Annotated in this window: 19 protein-coding genes; 11 read left to right on the forward strand and 8 right to left on the reverse strand. The window is 72.8% G+C overall.

Annotated features, from left to right (window positions below):
- Positions 1-29: 29 nt before the first annotated feature.
- Positions 30-860 (forward strand): ABC transporter permease, encoded by an 831-nt coding sequence (locus HS041_RS24415; protein ID WP_196443132.1) that lies wholly within the window; start codon positions 30-32, stop codon positions 858-860.
- A gap of 84 nt (positions 861-944) precedes the next feature.
- Here the strand turns inward: HS041_RS24415 and HS041_RS24420 are convergent, their stop codons facing one another.
- Positions 945-1,574, reverse strand: coding sequence for a thymidine kinase (locus HS041_RS24420; protein WP_196443133.1), 630 nt, complete (start codon positions 1,572-1,574; stop codon positions 945-947).
- A 149-nt stretch (positions 1,575-1,723) separates the two neighbouring features.
- Between HS041_RS24420 and HS041_RS24425 the strand changes: the two genes are divergently transcribed.
- A complete protein-coding gene (locus HS041_RS24425; protein WP_307845445.1) occupies positions 1,724-2,200 on the forward strand; it encodes a hypothetical protein in 477 nt (158 codons plus the stop codon).
- Between the two features lie 80 nt (positions 2,201-2,280).
- Here HS041_RS24425 and HS041_RS24430 read toward each other — a convergent pair whose 3' ends face one another.
- Positions 2,281-2,949: an AIM24 family protein gene (locus tag HS041_RS24430; RefSeq protein WP_196443134.1), complete on the reverse strand. Its 669-nt coding sequence runs from the start codon at positions 2,947-2,949 to the stop codon at positions 2,281-2,283.
- Between the two features lie 266 nt (positions 2,950-3,215).
- Here HS041_RS24430 and HS041_RS24435 point away from each other — a divergent pair, with 266 nt between their 5' ends.
- From HS041_RS24435 to HS041_RS39465, 3 genes are all read left to right on the forward strand, one after another.
- Complete coding sequence (locus tag HS041_RS24435; RefSeq protein WP_196443135.1) at positions 3,216-5,294, forward strand: hydantoinase/oxoprolinase family protein; 2,079 nt, start codon at positions 3,216-3,218, stop codon at positions 5,292-5,294.
- Between the two features lie 247 nt (positions 5,295-5,541).
- Entirely contained in the window at positions 5,542-7,386 is a 1,845-nt protein-coding gene (locus tag HS041_RS24440) for a hydantoinase B/oxoprolinase family protein (protein ID WP_196443136.1), read from the forward strand.
- 290 nt (positions 7,387-7,676) lie between these two features.
- Positions 7,677-9,710 carry a hypothetical protein gene (locus HS041_RS39465; protein ID WP_196443137.1) on the forward strand — a complete coding sequence of 678 codons (2,034 nt, stop codon included), beginning with the start codon at positions 7,677-7,679 and terminating at the stop codon, positions 9,708-9,710.
- Positions 9,711-9,786: 76 nt separating this feature from the next.
- Here HS041_RS39465 and HS041_RS24450 read toward each other — a convergent pair whose 3' ends face one another.
- Complete coding sequence (locus HS041_RS24450; RefSeq protein ID WP_196443138.1) at positions 9,787-10,359, reverse strand: uridine kinase family protein; 573 nt, start codon at positions 10,357-10,359, stop codon at positions 9,787-9,789.
- A 357-nt stretch (positions 10,360-10,716) separates the two neighbouring features.
- Here HS041_RS24450 and HS041_RS24455 point away from each other — a divergent pair, with 357 nt between their 5' ends.
- Positions 10,717-11,874 (forward strand): CaiB/BaiF CoA transferase family protein, encoded by a 1,158-nt coding sequence (locus tag HS041_RS24455; protein WP_196443139.1) that lies wholly within the window; start codon positions 10,717-10,719, stop codon positions 11,872-11,874.
- 94 nt (positions 11,875-11,968) lie between these two features.
- Entirely contained in the window at positions 11,969-13,456 is a 1,488-nt protein-coding gene (locus HS041_RS24460) for a carboxyl transferase domain-containing protein (RefSeq protein WP_196443140.1), read from the forward strand.
- Between the two features lie 185 nt (positions 13,457-13,641).
- Here the strand turns inward: HS041_RS24460 and HS041_RS24465 are convergent, their stop codons facing one another.
- Positions 13,642-14,616 (reverse strand): helix-turn-helix transcriptional regulator, encoded by a 975-nt coding sequence (locus HS041_RS24465; protein WP_196443141.1) that lies wholly within the window; start codon positions 14,614-14,616, stop codon positions 13,642-13,644.
- A gap of 137 nt (positions 14,617-14,753) precedes the next feature.
- Between HS041_RS24465 and HS041_RS24470 the strand changes: the two genes are divergently transcribed.
- Entirely contained in the window at positions 14,754-15,149 is a 396-nt protein-coding gene (locus tag HS041_RS24470) for a RidA family protein (protein WP_196443533.1), read from the forward strand.
- Between the two features lie 80 nt (positions 15,150-15,229).
- Positions 15,230-15,706 (forward strand): DUF488 domain-containing protein, encoded by a 477-nt coding sequence (locus HS041_RS24475; RefSeq protein ID WP_196443142.1) that lies wholly within the window; start codon positions 15,230-15,232, stop codon positions 15,704-15,706.
- A 225-nt stretch (positions 15,707-15,931) separates the two neighbouring features.
- Here the strand turns inward: HS041_RS24475 and HS041_RS24480 are convergent, their stop codons facing one another.
- From HS041_RS24480 to HS041_RS24495, 4 genes are read right to left on the reverse strand one after another with little or no spacing between them, the layout of a single operon-like run.
- On the reverse strand, positions 15,932-16,363 hold the full coding sequence (locus tag HS041_RS24480; RefSeq protein ID WP_196443143.1) for a hypothetical protein: 432 nt from the start codon (positions 16,361-16,363) through the stop codon (positions 15,932-15,934).
- A complete protein-coding gene (locus tag HS041_RS24485) occupies positions 16,360-16,824 on the reverse strand; it encodes a hypothetical protein (protein WP_307845446.1) in 465 nt (154 codons plus the stop codon). The genes HS041_RS24480 and HS041_RS24485 overlap by 4 nt, the downstream gene beginning before the upstream one ends.
- Before the next feature lie 10 nt (positions 16,825-16,834).
- Positions 16,835-17,641 carry a carbon-nitrogen hydrolase family protein gene (locus HS041_RS24490; protein WP_196443144.1) on the reverse strand — a complete coding sequence of 269 codons (807 nt, stop codon included), beginning with the start codon at positions 17,639-17,641 and terminating at the stop codon, positions 16,835-16,837.
- On the reverse strand, positions 17,638-18,609 hold the full coding sequence (locus HS041_RS24495; protein ID WP_196443145.1) for a DUF418 domain-containing protein: 972 nt from the start codon (positions 18,607-18,609) through the stop codon (positions 17,638-17,640). Before HS041_RS24495 ends, HS041_RS24490 begins: the two co-directional genes overlap by 4 nt.
- Before the next feature lie 306 nt (positions 18,610-18,915).
- On the opposite strand from HS041_RS24495, the gene HS041_RS24500 reads away from it, so the two are divergent.
- Positions 18,916-20,292, forward strand: coding sequence for a GH1 family beta-glucosidase (locus HS041_RS24500; protein ID WP_196443146.1), 1,377 nt, complete (start codon positions 18,916-18,918; stop codon positions 20,290-20,292).
- Positions 20,293-20,363: 71 nt separating this feature from the next.
- Positions 20,364-21,527, forward strand: a complete 1,164-nt coding sequence (locus HS041_RS24505; protein ID WP_196443147.1) for a pyridoxal phosphate-dependent aminotransferase — start codon at positions 20,364-20,366, stop codon at positions 21,525-21,527.
- Positions 21,528-21,591: the final 64 nt, after the last annotated feature.

Genomic DNA, 21,591 nt, shown 5'->3' on the forward strand with positions numbered 1-21,591 from the left:
GGATCCGAGAACGCGACACAGGAGTCCGAATGAGCATCCCCATCCACCCCGTTTCCTCAGGTTCGCCGCTGTCCCGGCTCGGCTGGGCCCTGGCGGACGCCTGGACGATCACCCTGCGCGACCTGAGCCACTGGGCGCTGCGGCCCGGCACGGTCATCGTCGGGTGGCTCTTCCCCGTCATGATCGTGCTGATGTTCGGCGGCCTGTTCGGCGGCGCGATCGGCGTGCCCGGCGGGGGCGGCTACTTCGAGTTCCTGATGCCCGGCATGTTCGCCATGACCATGCTCTTCGGCCTGGAGACCACCATGATGGCGGTGACCACGGACGCGGCCAAGGGAGTGACCGACAGGTTCCGCTCGCTGCCGATGAGCTCCTCGGCCGTCGTGCTGGGCCGCTGCGCCGCCGACATGCTCAACTCGGTCGTCGGCCTGGCCGTCATGATCGGTGCCGGCCTGCTGCTGGGGTGGGGCTGGCACGGCGGGCCGGGCGCCGCGCTCGCAGCCGTCGGGCTGCTGCTCCTGCTGCGCTTCGCCTTCCTGTGGGTGGGCGTCTTCATCGGTCTCGCCGCGGGCGGGCCGGAGGTGGTGGCCTCGGTCCAGATCCTCGTCTGGCCCGTGGGATTCCTGTCCGGCGTCTTCGTCGACCCGGCCACCATGCCCGCCTGGCTCGGCGCGATCGCCGCGTGGAACCCGCTCTCGGCGACGGCCGCGGCCACGCGCGAGCTCTTCGGCAACCCCGGGTTCGGGGCAGGCTCCTGGACCGGCCAGCACGCGACGCTCATGGCGATCGGGTGGCCGGTGCTGCTCGTCGCCGTCTTCCTCCCGCTCTCGGCTCGCACGTTCCGGAGACTGAGAGGCTGATCCCCGGCCGGAATCCGGGGCGTTCGTGACGGCCGCCACCGAGGCCGCGGTGGTCGCCGCTCCGGGGATCTGGGCGGCCAGGCGTCAGGCGTCGCCGAGGTCGCCGGAGCGGTAGTGGCGGCGGCAGAGGACCTGGTAGCGGATCGGATCGGCGCCGGTGTCGCCGATGACGACCTGCTCGCCGGTGCGGGCGAGCTCGCCGTGCACTACGCGGGCGTTCAGCCGGCCGGGCCGGCCGCACCAGCACAGGACCTCGACCTGCAGGCGACTGATCTCGTCGGCCAGTTCGAACAGGCGCTGCGCGGCGGGGAACATCCGGGAACGGAAGTCGGAGGCCAGGCCGAAGGCGTAGACGTCGATGCCGTGGTCGTCGGCCAGGTCGGCGAGCTGCTCGATCTGGGGGACCGTGTAGAAGCAGGCCTCGTCGCAGATCACGTAGTCGATGGGCTTGTGCGCCAGGACCAGCGCCACCAGGTCGAGGTCGTCCTCGACCTCGACGGCCTCGCTGCCCAGGCCGATCCGGCTGGTGATCCGGGCTCCGCCCGAGCGGTCGTGCTTGGTCAGCACCAGACCGCGCCTGCCCTGACGGCCGTGGTTGTAGTTGAGCTGCAGGGCCAGGGTGGACTTGCCGCAGTCCATGGGGCCGAAGTAGAAACGCAGCACCCCGTCCCGGGTTCCGGTGGGGACGGCGGAGAGCGCAGACAATTCGGTCACGGGGCGCCAGCTTAGTGGGTCCGGCATGTGTGTTTGGGCAGGCCCGGTCTTGGTAGGTATGTCAGGTCCCGCGCTGGTCAAGGTCTGACTTGGCTTGTTTCGGTAAAGCGTGGGAGATTCTTTTTGGCCGACCGAACCTGGGAGAACCCGTGACGACAGCCAAGACCCCCACCCTGCCCGCTTCCCCCCTGCCCGTCTCCGGACCTGCCCCCGAGCCTTCCTCCAGGCCCGGTGTCGTGGCCGCCCCGGCGGCGGAGAGCGCGGAGATGCCCCCTGCGCTCGCCGCGATGATGACCGAGGACGAGCGGGTCGCGGCCGAGTCGGAGGCGGCCCGCTGGCGGTACGGGTTCTACGTGGTCCTCACCGGCCTGGTCGTCATCCTGGTCGGGTTCGTGGTGATCGCGTTGCACAACGGCGACGGGAACGCCTCGTTCGCCGGTCTCGTCGGGGTCTCCGGGGCGATCATCGGAGCCTACTTCGGCGTCCAGGTCGGCCAGTCGGGCAAGGCCCGGGTCGAGGCCGAGCTGCGCCGGGCCAACGAGATGGCGATCCGGCTCGCCGCCAAGGTGCACGCGCACGACGCGGACGCCGTGATCAACGCCACCATGGGGATCCGCCGCCGCTAGGGGAGGGTTCCGGGGTCCGCCGGCGCTGGCGGCCCACACCGCCCCGCACCGGCGCCCGGGGCGGGTCCCGCCCGCGACGGTCAGCCGGTGGACTGCGGGATGACCGGGCCCTCGCTGGCCTGGACCAGCACGAAGCCCTGCCCCTGGAAGGCGAGCTGCACGGCCTCGCCGCTCCCGCGTCCGATGAGCGCGCCCGCCTTGAACGTGCGGTTGACGCCCACGCGCAACCCGGCGCTCCAGCACACCGCGGACTGGCCGTCGGCGAAGGTCGGGGCCTGGGAGGCGTCCAGCAGCACCGGCGTGCCGTGCGCGGTGACCGCCACCCAGCCGGTGCCGGTGAGCGTGGTGTTGAACAGGCCGCCGGCGGCGACCCCGGCACCCTGCACCCGCTGGATGTCCCAGGTGAGCTGGGGATCGAAGGCCAGCAGGCTGCTCCCGTTGACGGTGAGCGCCTCGTTCTCCAGATAGAACAGATGCACGTCCTGGGCCTTGTCGGCGAGGAAGAGCATGCCCTGGCCCCGCACGCGCATCAACGGCGCGCCCTCACCGGTCATCATCTTCTTGAGGAACTTGCCGACCCCGCCGGAACCCTCGTAGTCGAAGTCCATCTGTCCCTGGAAGGCGACCATCGAGCCCTGCCGGGCCAGCACCTCGCCGTTGAGCTGCACCCGCAACATCTTGTTGTTCTGCAGGACGAAGTGGCCGGGAACCTGGCCCTGGTCCAGGTTTCCGAAGAACGCGCTGCGCACGGAGGCCGCCTCTCAAGCGTCGGTCGGGGAGTCGTGTTCGGTTGGGGAGTCGCACCAGCAGTGACGAAGCGGCGGGATCCGAAGTTCCCGCCGGGCCGCCACGCCGGGCCACCCCGCCATTCAACTCCTCCCGCCTCCGCGGCCGCACCAGGGGGTGGCCCGGCGCGGCGGGGATGGACGGGCCGACGAGGTTGCCAAGGATTCGGGCCGGTTTCGGCAGGGTCCGCCGATTTGCCGACGCGGTGCGACTGGGTAGACACGGGGGCATGCGCAGCGTCCGTATCGGCGTCGACACCGGGGGCACGTTCACCGACGTGGTCGCGGTGGACGAACAGACCGGTGAGATCACCACCACCAAGACCCCGTCCACGCCCGCCAACCCCGCCGACGGGTTCATGACGGGCGTGCGGAAGGTCCTCGGCGAGCACGGCCTGGAAGCCGCGCCGCAGGCGGCGCCGGGCTCCAGGGTGTCGGAGACGGCGCCGGGCTCCAGGGTGTCGGCGGTGGTGCACGGCACCACGGTCGCCACCAACCAGCTCCTGGAGGACCGTATCGCCGACCTCGGCTTCGTCACCACCGAGGGCTTCGAGTTCGTCCTGGAGATCGCCCGGCAGAGCGTGCCGGACGGTTACGGCAACTCCTACTTCTGGGTGAAGCCGCCCCGCATCGTCCCGGTGCACCGGGTCAGGACCGTCGGCGGGAGGCTGGACCACACCGGGGCGGAGGTCCGGCCGTTCGACGAGGCGCAGGCCGTCGAGGCCGCCCGGTGGTTCCGGGAGCGGGGGATCACCGCGATCGGCGTGTGCTTCCTGCACTCCTACGCCAACCCGGAGCACGAACTGCGCATGCGCGAGGTCCTGGCCCGCGAGCACCCCGAGGCGGTCGTCTCGATCTCCAGCGACGTGCTGCGCGAGTACCGCGAGTACGAGCGGTCGGTCACCACCCTCGTCGACGCGGCGGTCAAGCCGACCATGCGCCGCTACATCGCCAACCTCTCCGACCGGCTCGGCATGCCGTTCTCGGTGATGAAGAGCAACGGCGGGGTGCTCTCGGCGGCCGAGGTCGTGCACCAGCCGATCACCACCGTGCTCTCCGGCCCGGCCGCGGGGGCGCTCGGCGCGGCGCTGATCGCCTCCACCGCCGGCCACCCCTCGGTGATCACACTGGACGGCGGCGGCACCTCCACCGACGTCGCGGTCGTGGTCGACGGGGAGCCCTCGCTCACCACCGAGGGCAGCGTCGGCCGGTACCCGTGCAAGATACCGATGATCGACATCGTGACCGTCGGCGCGGGCGGGGGGTCCGTCGCCTGGATCTCGCCCGAGGGCACGCTCAAGGTCGGTCCCCGGTCCGCCGGGGCCGATCCGGGCCCGATCTGCTACGGCCGGGGCGGCACCGAGGTCACCGTCACCGACGCGCACGTCTTCCTCGGCCGGGTCCCGCCCCACCTGCTCGGCGGGGAGATCCCGCTCGACGCCGGGGCCGCCCGGCAGGGCGTCGAGGCGCTGGCGGCCAAGCTGGGGCTGAGCCCGGAGCGGACCGCGACCGGCATCCTGGAGATCAGCGCGTTCAACCAGTCGAACGCCATCCGTCAGATCACCGTCAAGCGCGGCCTGGACGTGCGGGACTTCCCGATGGTCGCCTTCGGCGGCTCCGGCCCGTTGCTGGTCTGCCGCCTGATCGACATCCTCGGACTGCCTGCGGTGCTCGTCCCGCCCGACCCGGGCAACGTCTCGGCGTTCGGCCTGCTCACCGTGGACGTCAAGAACGACTACGTGCGCACCTTCGTCACCCGCGACCTGTCCCTCGACACCGCCGGCGAGATCTTCGGCGAGCTGGAGGGCCAGGCTGCCGAGGCCCTCGACCGCGAGGGCTTCACCGACCACGTCTTCGCGCGCAGCGCCGACCTGCGCTACTACGGCCAGGCCTACGAGGTCCGGGTCCCCGCTCCGGCCGGGCCGCTGGACGGGGCCTGGCGCGCCGAGGTGCTGGAGCGCTTCCACAGCGAGCACGAGAAGCTCTACGGCTACGGCTACCGCGACGACCCCCGGCACGGAGTCGAGTGGGTCAACCTCCGCGTCTCCGGCATCGGACCGATCACCCGCCCGGCGATCGGGCGCAGGCCGTACGGCACCGCGGAGCCGAGGCCGGCGGGAACCCGCGAGGTCTTCTACGACGTCTGGGGCCCGGCCCCCCTCTACCGCCGCGCCGAGCTGGGCGCCGGCGCGATGGTCGCCGGGCCCGCGGTCATCGAGGAGTACGGCTCCACGCTCCCGGTGCACCCCGGCTTCACGGCGACCATGGACGAGTTCGGCAACCTGGAGGTACGGCGTGAGCGCGAGTGAGCCCGACGGAGTGAGTGGAGTGGGTCGCGAGGGACGAGCGGGCCGCGGAGCGAGTGAGGAGGGTGAGGGAGTCATAAGCACGGGTGAGCCCGACGGAGTGAGTGGAGTGGGTCGCGAGGGACGAGCGGGCCGCGGAGCGAGTGAGGAGGGTGAGGGAGTCATAAGCACGGGTGAGCCCGACGGAGTGAGTGGAGTGGGTCGCGAGGGACGAGCGGGCCGCGGAGCGAGTGAGGAGGGTGAGCGGGTCGTGGGTGCTGAGCGGGCCGCCGACCCGGTGCTGGTGGAGATCGTCGAGGGCACCCTCGCCTCGGTGGAGAGGGAGGTCGAGACCGCGATCGCGCGCACGGCCCGATCCCCGATGATCCGTGACGCCCACGACTTCCGTGCGGGCATCCACGACGTACGGCTGCGCAAGCTGACCGGCCGGTCCTACTCGGCGCTGGTCCAGCCGATCGTGCGGGACTTCCCGGTCGAGGAGATGAACCCCGGCGACGTCTTCTTCCACAACGACGTCTACCTGTCCGAAGGCGGCATCGGCCACCTGCCCGATCTGTGCGTCACCGTCCCGGTCTTCCACGACGGGGCGGTGGTCGCGTTCGTGCAGGCCTTCGGGCACCACGACGACATCGGAGGGGCGGTCCCGGGGTCGATGCCCTCGCACGCGCGCAGCGTGTTCGAGGAAGGGCTGATGGTCCCGCCGATCAAGCTCTGGGACCGGGGCGTGCCCAACCGCGCCGCCCTGACGATCATGACGCGGAACTCCCGGATGCCCGACTCGCTCGCGGGGGACCTGGACGCCGAGTGCTCGGCCTGCCTGATGGGCGCCCAGCGGCTCGGCGAGCTGTTCGCCCGCTACGGGCGCGAGGCCGTGGAGGCGTGCTTCGACGCGATCATCTCCAAGACCACCGAGACGTTCCGCCGCGAGCTGCTGGCCAAGATCCCCGAGGGCACGTACGTCTGGGAGGACTACGCCGAGCACGACGGGGTCGACGCGCCCCGCCTGCACGTCCAGCGCATCACCCTCACCGTCGACCACTCCGCCGGCGTCCCCCTGGTCGTCGACTTCACCGGCACGTCCCCGCAGGCCAAGGGGCCGATCAACCACGCGGGCGACTACGCGGACGGGGTCTTCCTGAAGAAGTGGCTCGCCCCGATCCTGCGCAACCTCGCCGACACCCCCGAGCGCATGGCCGAGCTCGACGTCAACGAGGGCGTCGTCCCGCTGATCGAGATGCGCTTCCCGGAGAAGGGCACCCTGCTCACCCCGGTCTTCCCCGCGCCCACCAACGCCCGCACGTTCGTGATCCTGCGGTTGCTGGGCGTGCTGGCCGGGGTGCTGGCCAAGGCCACCGGCGGCCGGATGCCCGCCGACCAGGAGACGATCCGCTACACCGGGGTCTACGGCGACGACGCCTCCGGCACGCCGTACCTGATGCGGGAGGTCCTGGGCGGCGGCTCCGGCGGGCGCTGGTACGCCGACGGGGAGGACACGATCCACGTCGTGCCCGACTCGCGCAACATCCCCGTGGAGTTCGCCGAGTCCCGCTGGCCGTTCCGCGTCGAGCGCCTCGGCCTCGCCGTCGACTCCGGCGGGCCCGGCCTTTACCGGGGCGGCCTCGGCTACGACAAGCACCTGCGGATGCTCCGCGACGCCTCGTTCATGTCCATCGCCGACCGCTCCATCCTGTCGTGCTGGGGCGTGAACGGCGGCGGGGCCGGGCGGCCGTTCACCGTCGAGATCGAGGGCCGCCGGATGGAGGGACTGGTCGACGACTCACCGGTCCGCGCGGGCGAGGTCATCCGGATCCGCACGACCGGGGGCGGCGGCTGGGGCTGCCCGCTGGAGCGCGCCCCGGAGGCGGTCGCCGCCGACGTCCGGGACGGCAAGGTCTCGGTGGAAGGCGCCCGCGACGACTACGGGGTCGTCCTGTACGGCCCGCGCGACGACCCGAGGGTGGACGCCGGGGCGACCGAGGCCCGCCGCGCCGGACTCCGCGCCCTCCTCCCGCAGGACGCCCCCTTCTTCGACCGGGGCCCGGGGTTCCCGTCCCTGTCGGGCGGCCTGCCGTACGCGGAGGTGGACACGGTGTGATCGCGGGCGCCGGCCGTGCAGCTCGAACGGGTTGACCACAAAGATCCCGTGCCGTCGAAGTCCTTGGCGTTGCGGCTCACCGGTGTCCGGCCGTTCACTCCGGCCGTCGCGGCGATGAGGCCGCCGTCCGGAAGCGGATGCCGTCGCCCGCTCTCCCTGAGACGAGGCGTCGGCCATCTGGAGGACGCGCCGGTTCAGGACACGTTTTCGCATGATTCATTGACGAGACACCGGATTCTGGGATCTGCTGTGGGAATCTTCGTCGGGGGTGAGGTCCGAGGAGGAGTCGCATGCGTCTGCGCATGATCGTGGCAAGTCTCGCGCTGGCCGTGACATCGGTGGCGGCCGCGCCCGCCGGGGCCGGTCCCGCCCCCGGCGCGTGGACCGATCCCGAGCCCGCCGCGACCCCCGCCGCACCGGCCGTGCCGGGCTGCGACCCGATCGCCGGGGACGAGTGCCTGCTGCCCTTCCCCAACGACTGGTTCACCGAGGCCGCGCGCACCCCCACCGGACGCCGGGTCTCCCTCGCCCCCGAGGCCATGCCGGAGAACGCCGCGGGCAGGCCGGTCGACCCGGCGCAGTGGAACGCCGCCGACGGGTTCTCGCCGGGTTCGATGCTCCTGGTCCACCTGCCCGGCCTCGACCTCGCCGCGAGCGGGGCCGCGCCCGTCACCGACATCGGCTGGTCGCTGCGGCGCGACGCCCCCATCGTGATCGTCGACACCCGCACCGGGGAGCGCTGGCCGTACTGGGCGGAGCTCGACGCGAACGCCGCCGACCCGGCCCGGCAGGCGCTGATCGTCAGACCGGCGAAGAACTTCCGGGAGGGGCACCGCTACGCCGTCGCCCTGCGGAACCTGAAGAACGCCACGGGTGAGGACCTCCCCACCTCCTCGGTCTTCGCCCGGCTCCTGGGCGACAGGCTCCCGCCGGGCGACCCGCTCGCCGCCCGCCAGCACGCGCTCCGCCGCACCCTCGGCGACCTCGCCCGCGCGGGGGTGGTGGCGGACGGCCTCCAGCTCGCCTGGGAGTTCACCGTCGCCAGCGAGAAGGGCATCGCCGGGCCCGTGCTGGCCATGCGCGACCAGACACTGCGCGCCCTGCGCGGGCGTTCGCCGGAGTTCACGGTCACCTCCGTCACCGACCTCGCCCCCGAGCAGGACCGGCACGTCGCACGTGAGGTGGCCGGCGAGATCGAGGTTCCCAACTACCTCGACAAGCCGGGCGGCCCGCCCGGTTCGAACCTCAACCGGAGCGCCGACGGGCTGCCCCGCCCGCTCGGCGACACCCTCAGGGCCCAGTACCACTGCGTGATCCCGCGCTCGGCCTTCGCCCGGCCCGCCCACCCCTCCCTGTACGGCCACGGCCTGCTCGGCAGGGCCACCGAGGTCCGGGCCCGCAACGTCCGGGCGATGGCCGGGGAGCACAACTTCGTCTTCTGCGCCACCAAGTGGATCGGCATGTCCGACGAGGACGTGCAGCACGTCGCGGGCGTCTTCAGTGACTTCTCCCGGTTCGGCACGGTCACCGACCGGCTCCAGCAGAGCCTGCTCAACTTCGTCCTGCTCGGCCGGGCCATGACCGCCAAGGACGGGCTGGCGAGCCACGAGGCCTTCCGGGACGCCAAGGGCAGGTCCCTGCTCGACCGGAAGGCCGCCCTGGCCTATGACGGCAACAGCCAGGGCGGCATCGCGGGCGGCGCGCTCGTCGCCGTCTCGCCCGACGTCCGCAACGCCGTGCTCGGCGTGCCGGGCATGAACTACAGCACGCTGCTCAACCGCAGCGTCGACTTCCAGCCGTTCCAGCAGCTCCTGGACCGGAGCTACCCGGACAAGCTGACCCAGCAGATCTGCTTCGCGCTGCTGCAGATGCTCTGGGACCGGGCCGAGGCGAACGGATACGCCCAGCACCTGACCGCAGACCCGCTGCCCGGCTCGCCCCGGCACCGCGTGCTCCTGCACGTCGCCTTCGGCGACCACCAGGTCTCCACCGTGACCGCCGAGGTCGAGGCCCGCACCGTCGGTGCCCGCATCCACCGGCCCGCCGTCGCGGAGGGGCGCAATCCCGACGTGGCGCCGTACTGGGGGATCCGGGCACTGCCGCGCTGGTCGTACCCCGGTTCGGCGATCATCGTCTGGGACAGCGGCACCCCCGCGCCGCCCACGGCCAACATCCCGCCGCTCGGCCCCGAGTACGGCCGGGACTCCCACGAGGACCCGCGCCACGATCCCGACGCCCGTACCCAGAAGGCCTACTTCCTCCGGCACGGCGTGGTCGTGAACGTCTGCGGCGACGCCCCCTGCACGGCCGCCCGGGCGGACTGACCCCGGTCCGGCCCATGACCGCCGGAGCCCGCCCCGGCCGGTGGGCGAGGGGGCCCGGCCCCGGGAGGCCGCGCCGTCAGAGCCGGACGAACTCGCCCGGGACCGTCGCGCCGTGCACCAGGAGGTCGGCGCGGGCCCGGGTGCCGTCGGCGGCGAACCACTCGTCCTCGGCGCGCATCCAGGCGTGCCACTGGGGCTCCAGTGCCGCGCCGTCCCTGGCCAGGGCGCGGGCCAGCCGGAGCTCCCGGGGCGCCTCGACCCACACCGCGTAGGCGATCGGGGCCCCGAGCCGGGCCGTGCTCACCCCCTCCAGCAGCAGGACCGGAGCCACCGGGACCTCCACCCGCTCGGCGAACGCACCGCGCGCCCAGTCGTAGCGCCGGTAGCCGCCCGGCTCCCCGGCCGAGAGCGGGCCGAGCACCTGGTCCTCCACCTGCCTGAACCACGCCTCCAGCGGCCCGTCCCACGGCACCGGGAAGTCGTCGCTGTGGACCACCTGGCAGTCCAGAGCGCGGCCGAGCCGTCCGGCGAAGGTCGTCTTCCCCGATCCGCCCGGCCCGTCCACCGCGACGACCCGCACCGGCCCGCACGACGGCGGCAGCGCGCGGACCGCCGACGCCAGGCCGCGGAAGGAGATCGGGGTCTTCACCTTCCCAGGATGGCACCCGATGCGCCCGGACCTGTGGGGGAGGAAGTCTCCCGCAGGTCCGGGCGGATCACACCGCCGAGGAGGAGCCGAGGAGGAGAGGTGGCCGCCGGAGGACCCCACCGCCGAAGAAGACGCCGAAGGCCCCTCCCGGCTCCACGGCCCGATTCCCGGTGATCGTCGAAACGCCTGTCCCCGGAGCGGGGATCCGGAAGCCCGGCCGCCGGTCCTCCATGGGAAACCGAGGTTACCTCTGGGTATCGTTCCGGGCGGGGGACCTGGCACGCTTGCTGTGCGTCCCCCCGTGCCCTTCCCGGCCCGTCTCGGCTAGGATCGGCGACTCTCACCCGGAGGTTGATCTTGCAGGGAGCCCTTGGCGACATCGTCGTCCTCGACCTGTCCCGCGCGCTGGCCGGGCCGCACGCCGCCCAGATGCTCGGTGACCTGGGCGCACGGGTGATCAAGGTGGAGCATCCGGAGGGCGGCGACGAGTCGCGCGGCTGGGGACCGCCCTTCGTCGGCCCGGACCACGACATCTCCACCTACTTCCTCGCCGCCAACCGCAACAAGCTCTCGATCACCGTGGACCTCAAGTCCGGCGAGGGCAAAGCGCTGGTCGAGCGCCTGGTACGGCAGAGCGACGTGCTGATCGAGAACTTCAGGACCGGGGTCCTGGACCGGCTCGGCTTCACCGCGGAACGGCTGCACGAGCTCAACCCCCGCCTGATCGTGCTCTCGATCACCGGCTTCGGTCACGACGGGCCGGAGGGCGGCCGGCCCGGGTACGACCAGATCGCTCAGGGCGAGGCGGGCCTGATGAGCCTCACCGGTCCCTCGCCCGCCGAGCCGTACCGGGTGGGAGCCTCGATCGCCGACCTGCTGGCGGGCATCCACGGCGCGTACGGCGTGGTCGCGGCCCTCTACGAGCGCGAGCGGACAGGCCGGGGGAAAGTGGTGCGGACCTCGCTGCTGGCCGCGGTGACCGGTGTGCACTCCTACCACGGCACCGCCTGGACGGTCGGCGGCCGGGTTCCGGGAGCGGGGGGCAACCACCATGCCTCGATCGCCCCCTACGGCGCGTTCCGCTGCGCCGACGGCATGATCCAGATCGCGGTGGCCAACGAGGGGCAGTGGAGGAAAGTGGCCGCCCTCCTCGACATCGATCCTGACATGGCGAAATATGCGACGAACAGGGAAAGATTCGCGCACCGGGATGAGCTGATCGCCGACATGGAGCGGGCACTCGCCAAGCACGGCCGTGAGCACTGGCTGGCCGCGCTCGGCGGACTCGGCGTGCCCGCCGGGGCGATCCGTTCCATCGACGAGGTCTACGCCTGGGAGCAGACCCGCTCCCAGGGACTGCTGGTCGAGGTCGACCACCCCGTGCTCGGCCCGATCGAGCTGCCCGGCCCGCCGCTCCGCTTCGACGGCGAGGGCCCCCGCGCGCACACCGCCCCGCCCGCCCTCGGCCAGCACAACGACGAGGTGCTCGCCTGGCTCGCGGAGCGCGAACGATGAGCGTCCGCCGCCCGGCCCTCCCGGCCCGCCCGCCCCGCCGTACGGCCCCGGCCCGCCCGTGCCGCCGTACGCTCCCGGGACCCGGAGCGCCGCGATGAACCGGCCGGACGCGCGAGCCCTGATCGGCGCCGTCCTCGACCCCGGGACCTGGCGGTCGTGGGACGCGCCCCCCTCCGACCCCGCCGAGCCCGGATCCGACTACGCCGAGGAACTGGCCGCCGCCCGGGCCAAGACCGGATACGACGAGTCGGTGATCTCCGGTGAGGGTCTGCTCGACGGGCGCAGGGTGGCCGTCGTCGCCTGTGAGTTCTCCTTCCTCGCCGGGTCGATCGGGGTGGCCGCCGCCGAGCGGCTCACCGCCGCCGTCGAGCGCGCCACCGCCGAGCGGCTCCCGCTGCTGGCCGCCCCCGCCTCCGGAGGCACCCGCATGCAGGAGGGCGCGCTGGCCTTCACCCAGATGGTGAAGATCACCGCCGCGGTCGCCGCGCACCGCGCCGCCGGCCTGCCGTACGTCGTCTACCTGCGTCACCCCACCACCGGCGGGGTCCTCGCGTCCTGGGGCTCGCTCGGCCACGTCACCGCGGCCGAGCCGGGCGCGCTGATCGGGTTCCTCGGGCCGCGGGTGTTCGAGTCGCTGCACGGCTACCCGTTCCCCGAGGGCGTGCAGGTCGCCGAGAACCTCTTCGCCCACGGCCTGGTCGACGCCGTCGTCTCCGCCGAGGACGCCCGCGCGATCGCGATCAGGGCGCTGGCCGTGCTGTGCGCGCCGCGCGAGGGCCTGCAGCGCGGCCCCGAGCCGGACGGGGACGTGCAGGCGGTCCAGGCGTGGGAGGCGATCACCCGCTCCCGCCGCGACGACCGGCCCGGGGTACGGGCGCTGCTCAAGCTCGGCGCGGCCGACGTCACCCCGCTCAACGGCACCGGCGAGGGCGAGAACGACCCCAGCCTGCTGCTCGCCCTGGCCCGCTTCGGCGCGGCCCCCGCGGTCGTGCTCGGCCAGGACCGCCGCCGCCAGCGGGCCGAGGCCCCGCTCGGCCCGGCCGGGCTCCGGGTGGCGCGCCGGGGCATGCGCCTGGCCTCCGAGCTGGGCCTGCCGCTGGTCACCGTGATCGACACCGCCGGGGCGGCGCTCTCCAAGGCGGCCGAGGAGGGCGGTCTGGCCGCCGAGATCGCCCGGTGCCTGGCCGACCTGGTGATGCTCGACGCCCCCACCGTCTGCCTGCTGCTCGGCGAGGGCGCGGGCGGCGCGGCCCTCGCACTGCTCCCGGCCGACCGGGTGCTGGCCGCCCAGCACGGCTGGCTCTCGCCGCTGCCCCCCGAGGGGGCCTCGGCGATCCTCTACCGCAGCGTGGACTTCGCCCCGGAGATCGCCTCCGCCCAGGGCGTGAAGTCCACCGACCTGAAGCGGGACGGCATCGTGGACCGGATCGTCCCGGAGTTCCCCGACGCCGCCTACGAGCCGGAGGCGTTCTGCCGCCGGGTGGCCGCCGCGCTGGAGTACGAGATCACCGGGCTGCTGGGGCAGGCCCCCGCGGACCGCCTCGCCGCCCGGCTCTCCCGCTACCGCACCCTCGGCCGCTGACCGGCTCCCCGGCCCGGCGGCGCTCTCCGCGATCGGCGTGCCGGCCGTGGAGCGGGCCGTCACCGGGGCCGCCGTGCGCTACGACCGGCAGGGAGACCAGCGTTACGACGTCAGCCGCGTCTGGCGCCTGCCGGTGTGGAGCGGTCCGAATCGCGTCGGCGGCGGCCCGCAGAAGGCGGCAACCCTCACGATGACACTCCGTAGCGGGCGGCGATCGCGGCGGCGCGGTCGCGCAGGGAGTCGCGCAGCCACTGCGGGGTCAGGGCTTCCGCGTTCGTGGTGAGCTGCCACAGCGCCCACTCGGCGTGTCTCGGATCCTGGAAGGTCACCTCCAGCCGCAGCCAGCCGTCTGAGTCGGCTTCTTCGGCGAGGACGGCCAGCGCGGTGCCCACCAGGTCCTCCCGCCGCGCCGGGTCCACCCGCACCAGCACGGTGACCTGGTCGCCGCCGGTCCGGAACCGGGTGCTGCGTTCCTGCCAGGCCCGGTCCAGATCGACCCGGTCCGGTCGCTGCGCGGGTTCGGCGAGCTTCTCGGCGGCCATGATCCGGGACAGCCGGTAGGTGCGGTCCGCGCCGGACCTCGTGGCCAGCAAGTAACCCCGGTCGCGTACGGTGACCAGGCCGATCGGGTCCACCGTGCGCCACTTCGGGGCCTGGTCCACAGCCGCGTAGCGGATGCGCAGCCTGCGTCCGGCGAACACCGCGCGCAGGACCTCGGCCACTATGGCGTCAGGCACCTCCTCAGCGGCCAGCCGACGCGAGAGGAGGTCGGTCTCCGGGTCGATGAGCAGTCGCTCGGCCGCGCCGGCCGCGGTGTCCCGATAGCTTTCGGGCAGCGCGTCGACCACCTTGAGCATCGCCGACGCGAGCGCCGAGCCGAGGCCGAACGCCTGCGCGCCGCGCCGTGATCCGGCGACCAGCAGGGCGAGGGCCTCGTCGTGGTTCAGTCCGGTGAGCTCGGTCCGGAAGCCGGGCAACAACGCGAAACCGCCGTGCCGGCCGCGTTCGGCGTAGACCGGGACGCCGGCCGCGGACAGCGCCTCGATGTCGCGCAGGACGGTGCGGGTGGACACCTCCAGCTCGCGGGCCAGCGCGGCGGCGGACAGCCGGCCGTGCTGCCGCAGCAGCAGCACCAGCGAGACCAACCGGTCGGCGCGCACACGGAAAACTTTACCGGGATACACGACACAGGATGTCGTGATTTTCCGGGAGGCTTGTCGACATCACGAAAAAGACGGTGGCTTCCGAGCCGATGGACGTACGTGATGTCGACGAATCGAATGGAGCTGATGTGGCAATGGAGCGGACGGCGGTCAACCCGTGGGCGTGGTCGGTGGAGATGGGGTACAACCAGGGTGAGATCGTCTCCGGGCACACCCGGACCCTGTACTGCGCCGGGCAGACAGCGATGAGCGGCGACGGCAAGCCCCAGCACGCCGGTGACATGGCGGCGCAGCTGGCACTGAGCCTCGACAACCTGGAGGCCGTGCTCGGCGAGGCCGGCATGTCCCTCGCGAACCTCGTCCGGCTCAACGTCTACACCACCGACGTCGACCGGCTCTTCGAGCACTACGGCGTGCTGGCGTCGCGGTTGGGCGCCGCCGAGGTGGCACCGTCCACCACGATGCTCGGGGTGGCACGGCTGGCGATCCCCGACCTGATGGTCGAGCTTGAGGGGACGGCCGTCGCGTGATGCGGCCTCGCCGCCTCCGGCGGGGCTGCCGGTCGGACCGGCACGAGGAGGAGACGGGTGGGTGATTTCCGGTGCTCGGGATGGTGACGATCGGCGTCTACGGCTTCAGTGGCGAGTCCTTCCTGCGACGGCTGCGGCAGGCGAACGTTCGTCTGCTGCTCGACGTACGCCAGCGCCGCGGTGTCCGCGGACCCGAGTACGCCTGGGCGAACTCACGCCGGCTGCAGGCGGCCCTCGCCCATGCCGGGATCGCCTACGAGCACCATCCCGAGCTCGCCCCGACCACCGAGTTGCGCCGGCTCCAGTACGCCGAAGACGACCGCCAAGGGGTCGGCAAGCGTTCGCGCCGCGAACTCGCCGCCGAGTACACCCGCCGCTACACCACCGAGATCCTCGACCGCGCCGACCTCACGCCGATCGTGTCGGAGCTGCCGGGCAGTGGGACCGCAGCGCTGCTCTGCGTCGAGCGCGACCCCGAGGCCTGCCACCGCTCGCTGATCGCCCAGCGGCTGACCGGGCAGCACCACATCGCGATCGAGCACCTGCGCCCGTTGTGACGCGTGAACTCCCAGGAGCCGCGGCAGCGGTGATCGCCGCCCGGCCCCGGTCCGGTGCCGTCGTCGGTCCGCAGCTCGACCCGGGATGTCCTCCGGGTCGTCGGCGCCGAGGAGCCCGGCCAGGCGCGCCATCGAGTGGTAGTGCTCGGCGAACGAGGGAGGCGCCGCGGTCGGAACGTCTGTCACATCAGCGAGACACCTGGGAGGCCCGCGGGTTGACAGAGGTCACGGTTCCGATCGTGACGGGGAGAGCGGGACCGGGATCCGCTCGACCCGCAGGGAGAAGACCTCCTCGCGGGGGACGACCACCTCGTAGGCGCCGTGGTCGACCATCCAGTAGCCCAGCGCCTCGGCCTTCATCCCGCTGTGCCCGGTGTAGGCGATGTGCAGGACCTCCTCGCCGCCCTCCTCGGAGACGTCCAGGACCAGGCAGGGCTCGCCGCCGAACGCGCCGACCGTGCGGACCAGCACCAGCCAGTCGAGGTCCGCCCGGCGGACCACGGCCCGCCAGTAACCGGAGACGGGTTCGAACCCCTCCCGGGGCTCCTCGCTGAACAGCACGACGTCGGCCGGGCCCGGGCCCAGGGCGGCCGCGTAGGTGCGCTCGCCGTGGTGGGCGACGAACCCCGACGCCACCGGCTCCATCTCCTCGCTCATGCGGCGGGCCGCCAGGAGAGGCCGTCGTAGAGACCGAAGAGTCGTTCCTGCGCGTCGGTGGTCACGTGGATGATCTCTGCCCCCGGGGGGATCGGCATCGGCATGGTGTGGAACTGCGGCACCACGTGCTCGCGGGAGGTGGTGAAGCCGTTGCCGGCGAACGGCGGCGAATCGTTCCAGTCGCCGCCCATGTGCGGGCCGTACGGGACGACGTAGGTGTCGACGTCGCGGGCGAACCAGCGCAGGAGGTACAGCTCGGGAACGGTGACGGTCAGCTCGGAACCATCGAACCCCAGGTCGAGGCCCATGAACAGCTGCGCCGGGGTGGTCAGCCTGGCGCAGTCCTGCACCCGGTAGACGTAGCCCGAGATCACGGTCCGCTGGCCGGCCAGGTAGGGCACGAGCAACCGGGGCGGGATGACCTTCTGCATCTGCGTTCTACGTCCAGGTGGTTCACTCACAGGTCGTATTTTACGATCTGTTGACTCCGAGCCGTCGGTGTTCGAGGCACGGCAGGGCATTACGGGTGACAATCGTGATCTGGGGGTCCAGGACGCAGGTCTGCACGGCGGGCGCCGGGCCGAGGTCGGCGCGGACCACGCCCATCGGGTCGACCAGCATGCTGCGTCCGATCCCGAAGCCGTCGGCGGCCTCCGGGTTCGGAGCCTGGCCCACGGCCGCCGTCCACGTGGTGTTCTCGATCGCCCTGGCGCGCACCAGGGTCGCCCAGTGCTCCTCCTTCATCGGCCCCGACCCCCAGGCGGCGATCACCGCGAACAGGTCGGCGCCGAGATCCGCCAGCGCCCGGGTCAGCTCGGGGAAGCGGATGTCGTAGCAGGTGACCAGGCCGACACGGAGCCCGGCCAGCTCGACCACGACCGGCTCGTCCCCCGGCGCGACCAGCGCCGACTCCCGCGCCCCGAAGGAGTCGAACAGATGGATCTTCCGGTAGGCCGCCCTGACCTCGCCGTCGGGGCCGACGGCGACCGCGGTGTTGGAGACCCGGCCGCCGTCCCGGGCGGAGACCGGTTCGAACACTCCGGCGATCACGGACAGGCCGTGGGTCCGGGCGGCCTCGGCCAGCCCGGTGACGAACGGCCCGTCCAGCGGCTCGGCCAGCTCCAGGATGCGCTTGCCGTACCGGGTGAGCGCGGCCTCGGGGAAGATCGCGAGTTCCGCGCCGTCGTCCGCGGCCCGGGCGAGGGACTCGCGGACCTGGCGGAGGTTGACGACGGGATCCCCGGAGACCGGAATCTGGCAGAGGGCTATGCGGGTCACATCTGTGACCCTATCCGGCGGTTCGGGACTCGTTCCATCCATGTGAGGCACCGCCACGCCCACTCCAGCGGGCCGTACCGGAACCTGGACAGCCACCATCGGCTGAAGAGCACCTGGACGGCCAGGGTGGCCAGCGCCAGCACGATCCCCGCCACCCGGGTGGGGTCGGCGGTGAGCAGCGGCAGGGAAAGGAAGATGATCGGCGTGCTGGCCAGGTAGTTCGTCAGGGCCATCCGGCCCAGGGGGTTGAGCACGGCCTCCAGCGGGGCGCGCAGCCGGGTGCGCAGGAGCAGCAGCAGCCCGGTGCAGTAGGCGGTCGCGCACGCCAGCGGGGCGGCGATGAACAGGCCCGGATAGTACAGGTCCGGGTCGGTGCGGGAGGCGGTCCACAGGAAGACGAGTCCCGCCGCCAGCACCGTGCCGGCGAGGAAGGCGGGCAGGAGCAGGCGCGGGCCCGGGCGGTACTCCATCAGGGCCGTCCCCAGCAGGAACAGCCCCGGGATGAGGACCACCACGAACACCCCGCCGACGACGAATCCGCCGTTCAGATAGGCCGCCCCGACCGTCGTGGCGGCCCCGAGCAGCAGCACCGCGGCGCGCGGCAGGAACGAGGCCGGCAGCAGCACCAGCGCGCCGAAGACCGCGTACGGCAGGAGCACCTCGCCCGGGTTGACGCTCCAGTGGACCGCGCCGAAGCAGGCCAGCACCGCCAGCCTGCGCAGCAGCGCCAGGCGGGGGCGGTCCGTCCGCCCGGCCGCGGAGCGCAGGAACAGCACGAAGCTCAGGCCGAACAGGAACGAGAAGATCGGGTAGAACCGGCCCTGGAACAGGTTCTCCATCGTCCAGTCGACCGCGTTGTGTCCCGGCTCCTCCAGGTGGCCGCGGGTGTGCTGCCAGGTGTTGACGATCATGATTCCGCAGACCGCGAACCCGCGGAGGGCGTCGAGTTCGTGCAGCCTGCGCGTCATCGGACCGTCCCGCGCGGCCCGCGGACGGCCGGGCCGTCTCCTTCTCCTGGCCCCGTGGCGGAGCCGGTCCCGAGCGCGATCACGAGTTCACGTTAGCGTCGCCGGAGGCCCGGCGCTCTCCCGGCCGCCATGCGGCGGGCCGTGCGCAGCCCCGTCCGGCCGCATCGGGGCCGGGCGTCTCGGCATGCGGGACCCCGCGTTGCCGTACCGGACGACACGCCGGTAGCGTCGGCCGCGATCGAACGGGCGGGTGACGGCCAGGGGCGCCGGGGAACGGCGCGGCCACCATATCTGGAGTGATCGAAGATGACAGCGACCGACGGCCGTCCCGCCTTCATGGGAGCGCTCCCGCAGGAGTTCGTCTGGGGTGTCGCCACCTCGGCCTACCAGATCGAGGGGGCCGTCGGCGCCGACGGCCGCGCGCCCTCGATCTGGGACGCCTTCTGCCGGGTCCCGGGAGCGGTGGCGGCGGGGGAGTCGGGCGAGCACGCCTGCGACCACTACCACCGCTGGCCCGAGGACCTGGACCTCATCGCCGGTCTCGGCGCCGGCGCCTACCGGTTCTCGGTGGCGTGGCCGCGCGTGGTCCCCGGCGGGGACGGCCGGGTCAACCGGCGCGGCCTCGACTTCTACCGCCGCCTGGTCGACGGGCTGCGGGAGCGCGGCATCACGCCGTTCGCCACCCTCTACCACTGGGACCTGCCCCAGGCGCTGGAGGACCGCGGCGGCTGGCGGGTCCGCGACACCGCCGAGCGCTTCGCCGACTACGCGGCCACCGTCCACGAGGCCCTGGACGGCGTGCCGTACTGGATCACGCTGAACGAGCCGTACTGCTCCTCGATCACGGGCTACGCCGAGGGCCGCCACGCCCCGGGGGCCCGCGAGGGGCACGGCGCCCTGGCGGCCGCCCATCACCTGCTCGTCGGGCACGGGCTCGCCACGGCACGCCTGCGGGAGCGCGCCCGGAAGGGCGAGCGGATCGGGGTCACGCTCAACATGTCACCGGCCGTGCCGGCGAGCCCGTCCCCCGAGGACACCGCCGCCGCCCGCCGCATGGACCTGATGGTCAACCGGCAGTTCACCGAGCCCCTGCTCGCCGCCGCCTACCCCGGCGACATGGCCGAGGTCTACGGCGAGATCAGCGACTTCTCCTTCCGGCGGCCCGGAGACCTCGGACTCATCTCGGCGCCGCTGGACTTCCTCGGGGTGAACTACTACTACCCGATCCACGCGGCCGCCGCGCCGTACGACCAGCCCGACCCGGCGCTGCGCACCGCCTACGACATCGGCGTGCGCACCGTCCCCCCGGCCGGGCCGCCGGTCAGCGGGCTCGGCTGGCGCGTCGAGCCGCGCGGCCTGTACGACACCCTCACCGGGCTCGCCGCCCGCCACCCCGGCCTCCCACCGGTCTTCATCACCGAGAACGGGTACGGCGGCGGCGACGAGCTCGACGACACCGGGCGCATCTCCTACCTGGATCAGCACCTGGCCGCCACCGCCGACGCCGTCGCCGACGGGGTGGACGTGCGCGGCTACTTCTGCTGGTCGCTGATCGACAACTTCGAGTGGGCCAGGGGCTACGCCGCCCGGTTCGGCCTCGTGCACGTCGACTACGCCACCCAGGTCCGCACGCCCAAGGCGGCCTACCACTGGTACCGCGACGTCATCGGCGCCGGGAGCTGACCACCCGGCGCCCGCGAACTCCCGCGCCCGGGACCGGGTCCCCGCGGCCGGGGCGGGTTACGCTGAGCCGCGTGAACGATCCTCTGGTGGCGCGGATGCGCGCGTTCGGCACGACGATCTTCGCCGAGATGTCGGCGCTCGCCCTGCGGACCGGCTCGATCAACCTCGGACAGGGCTTCCCCGACACCGACGGCCCGCCCGCCATGCTGGAACGGGCGATCGAGGCCGTGCGCGGCGGAGCCAACCAGTACCCGCCCGGTCCCGGCGTGCCGGAGCTGCGCCAGGCCGTCTCCGGACACCGCAAGGAGCACTACGGCCTGCCCTACGATCCCGACGGCGAGGTCCTCGTCACCGTCGGCGCCACCGAGGCCGTCGCCGCCTCGATCCTGGCGCTCTGCGAGCCCGGCGACGAGGTGATCGCCTTCGAGCCCTACTACGACTCCTACGCCGCCTCCGTCGCCCTGGCCGGAGCCGTGCTCCGCCCGGTCACGCTCCGTCCCGCCGGGGGCCGCTTCACCTTCGATCCCGCCGAGCTGCGCGCCGCCGTGACCCCCCGGACCCGGCTCATCCTGGTCAACTCCCCGCACAACCCCACCGGGACCGTGTTCACCCGCGCGGAGCTGGAGGAGATCGCGCTGCTGTGCGCCGAGCACGGCCTGACCGCCGTCACCGACGAGGTCTACGAGCACCTCACATTCGACGGCGCCCCGCACATCCCCCTGGCCACCCTGCCCGGCATGCGCGAGCGCACCGTGATGATCTCCTCGGCGGGCAAGACCTTCTCCGTCACCGGCTGGAAGACGGGCTGGATCTGCGCCCCGGCGCCGCTCGTCCGCGCCGTGCAGACCGTCAAGCAGTTCCTCACCTTCACCGCCTCGGCGCCCTGGCAGCTCGCCGTGGCGTACGGCCTGCGCCACGAGCTCGGCTGGGTCTCCGCCCTCCGCGCCGACCTGGAGTCCAAGCGCGACCGCCTCGTGTCGGGTCTGACCGCCGCCGGGTTCGACGTCTACCGCCCTGCGGGGACCTACTTCGTGCAGACTGACATCCGGCCCCTCGGCTTCACCGACGGGCTGGCCCTCACCCGCGAGCTCCCCGCCCTGGCGGGCGTGGTCGCCATCCCCACCCAGGTCTTCTACGCCCGCCCCGAGCGCGGACGGCACTTCGTGCGCTTCGCCTTCTGCAAGCAGGACCAGGTCATCGACGAGGCCGTGGCCAGGCTGCGGAAGCTCGCCTGAAGCTTCCTGGCCTGCATGACGGCAGGCGCATCCGCCGGAAGGCGTCCGGCCCGCCCTCGCCGAG

Source organism: Planomonospora sp. ID67723 (genome assembly GCF_015711605.1).
GTDB lineage: Bacteria > Actinomycetota > Actinomycetes > Streptosporangiales > Streptosporangiaceae > Planomonospora_A.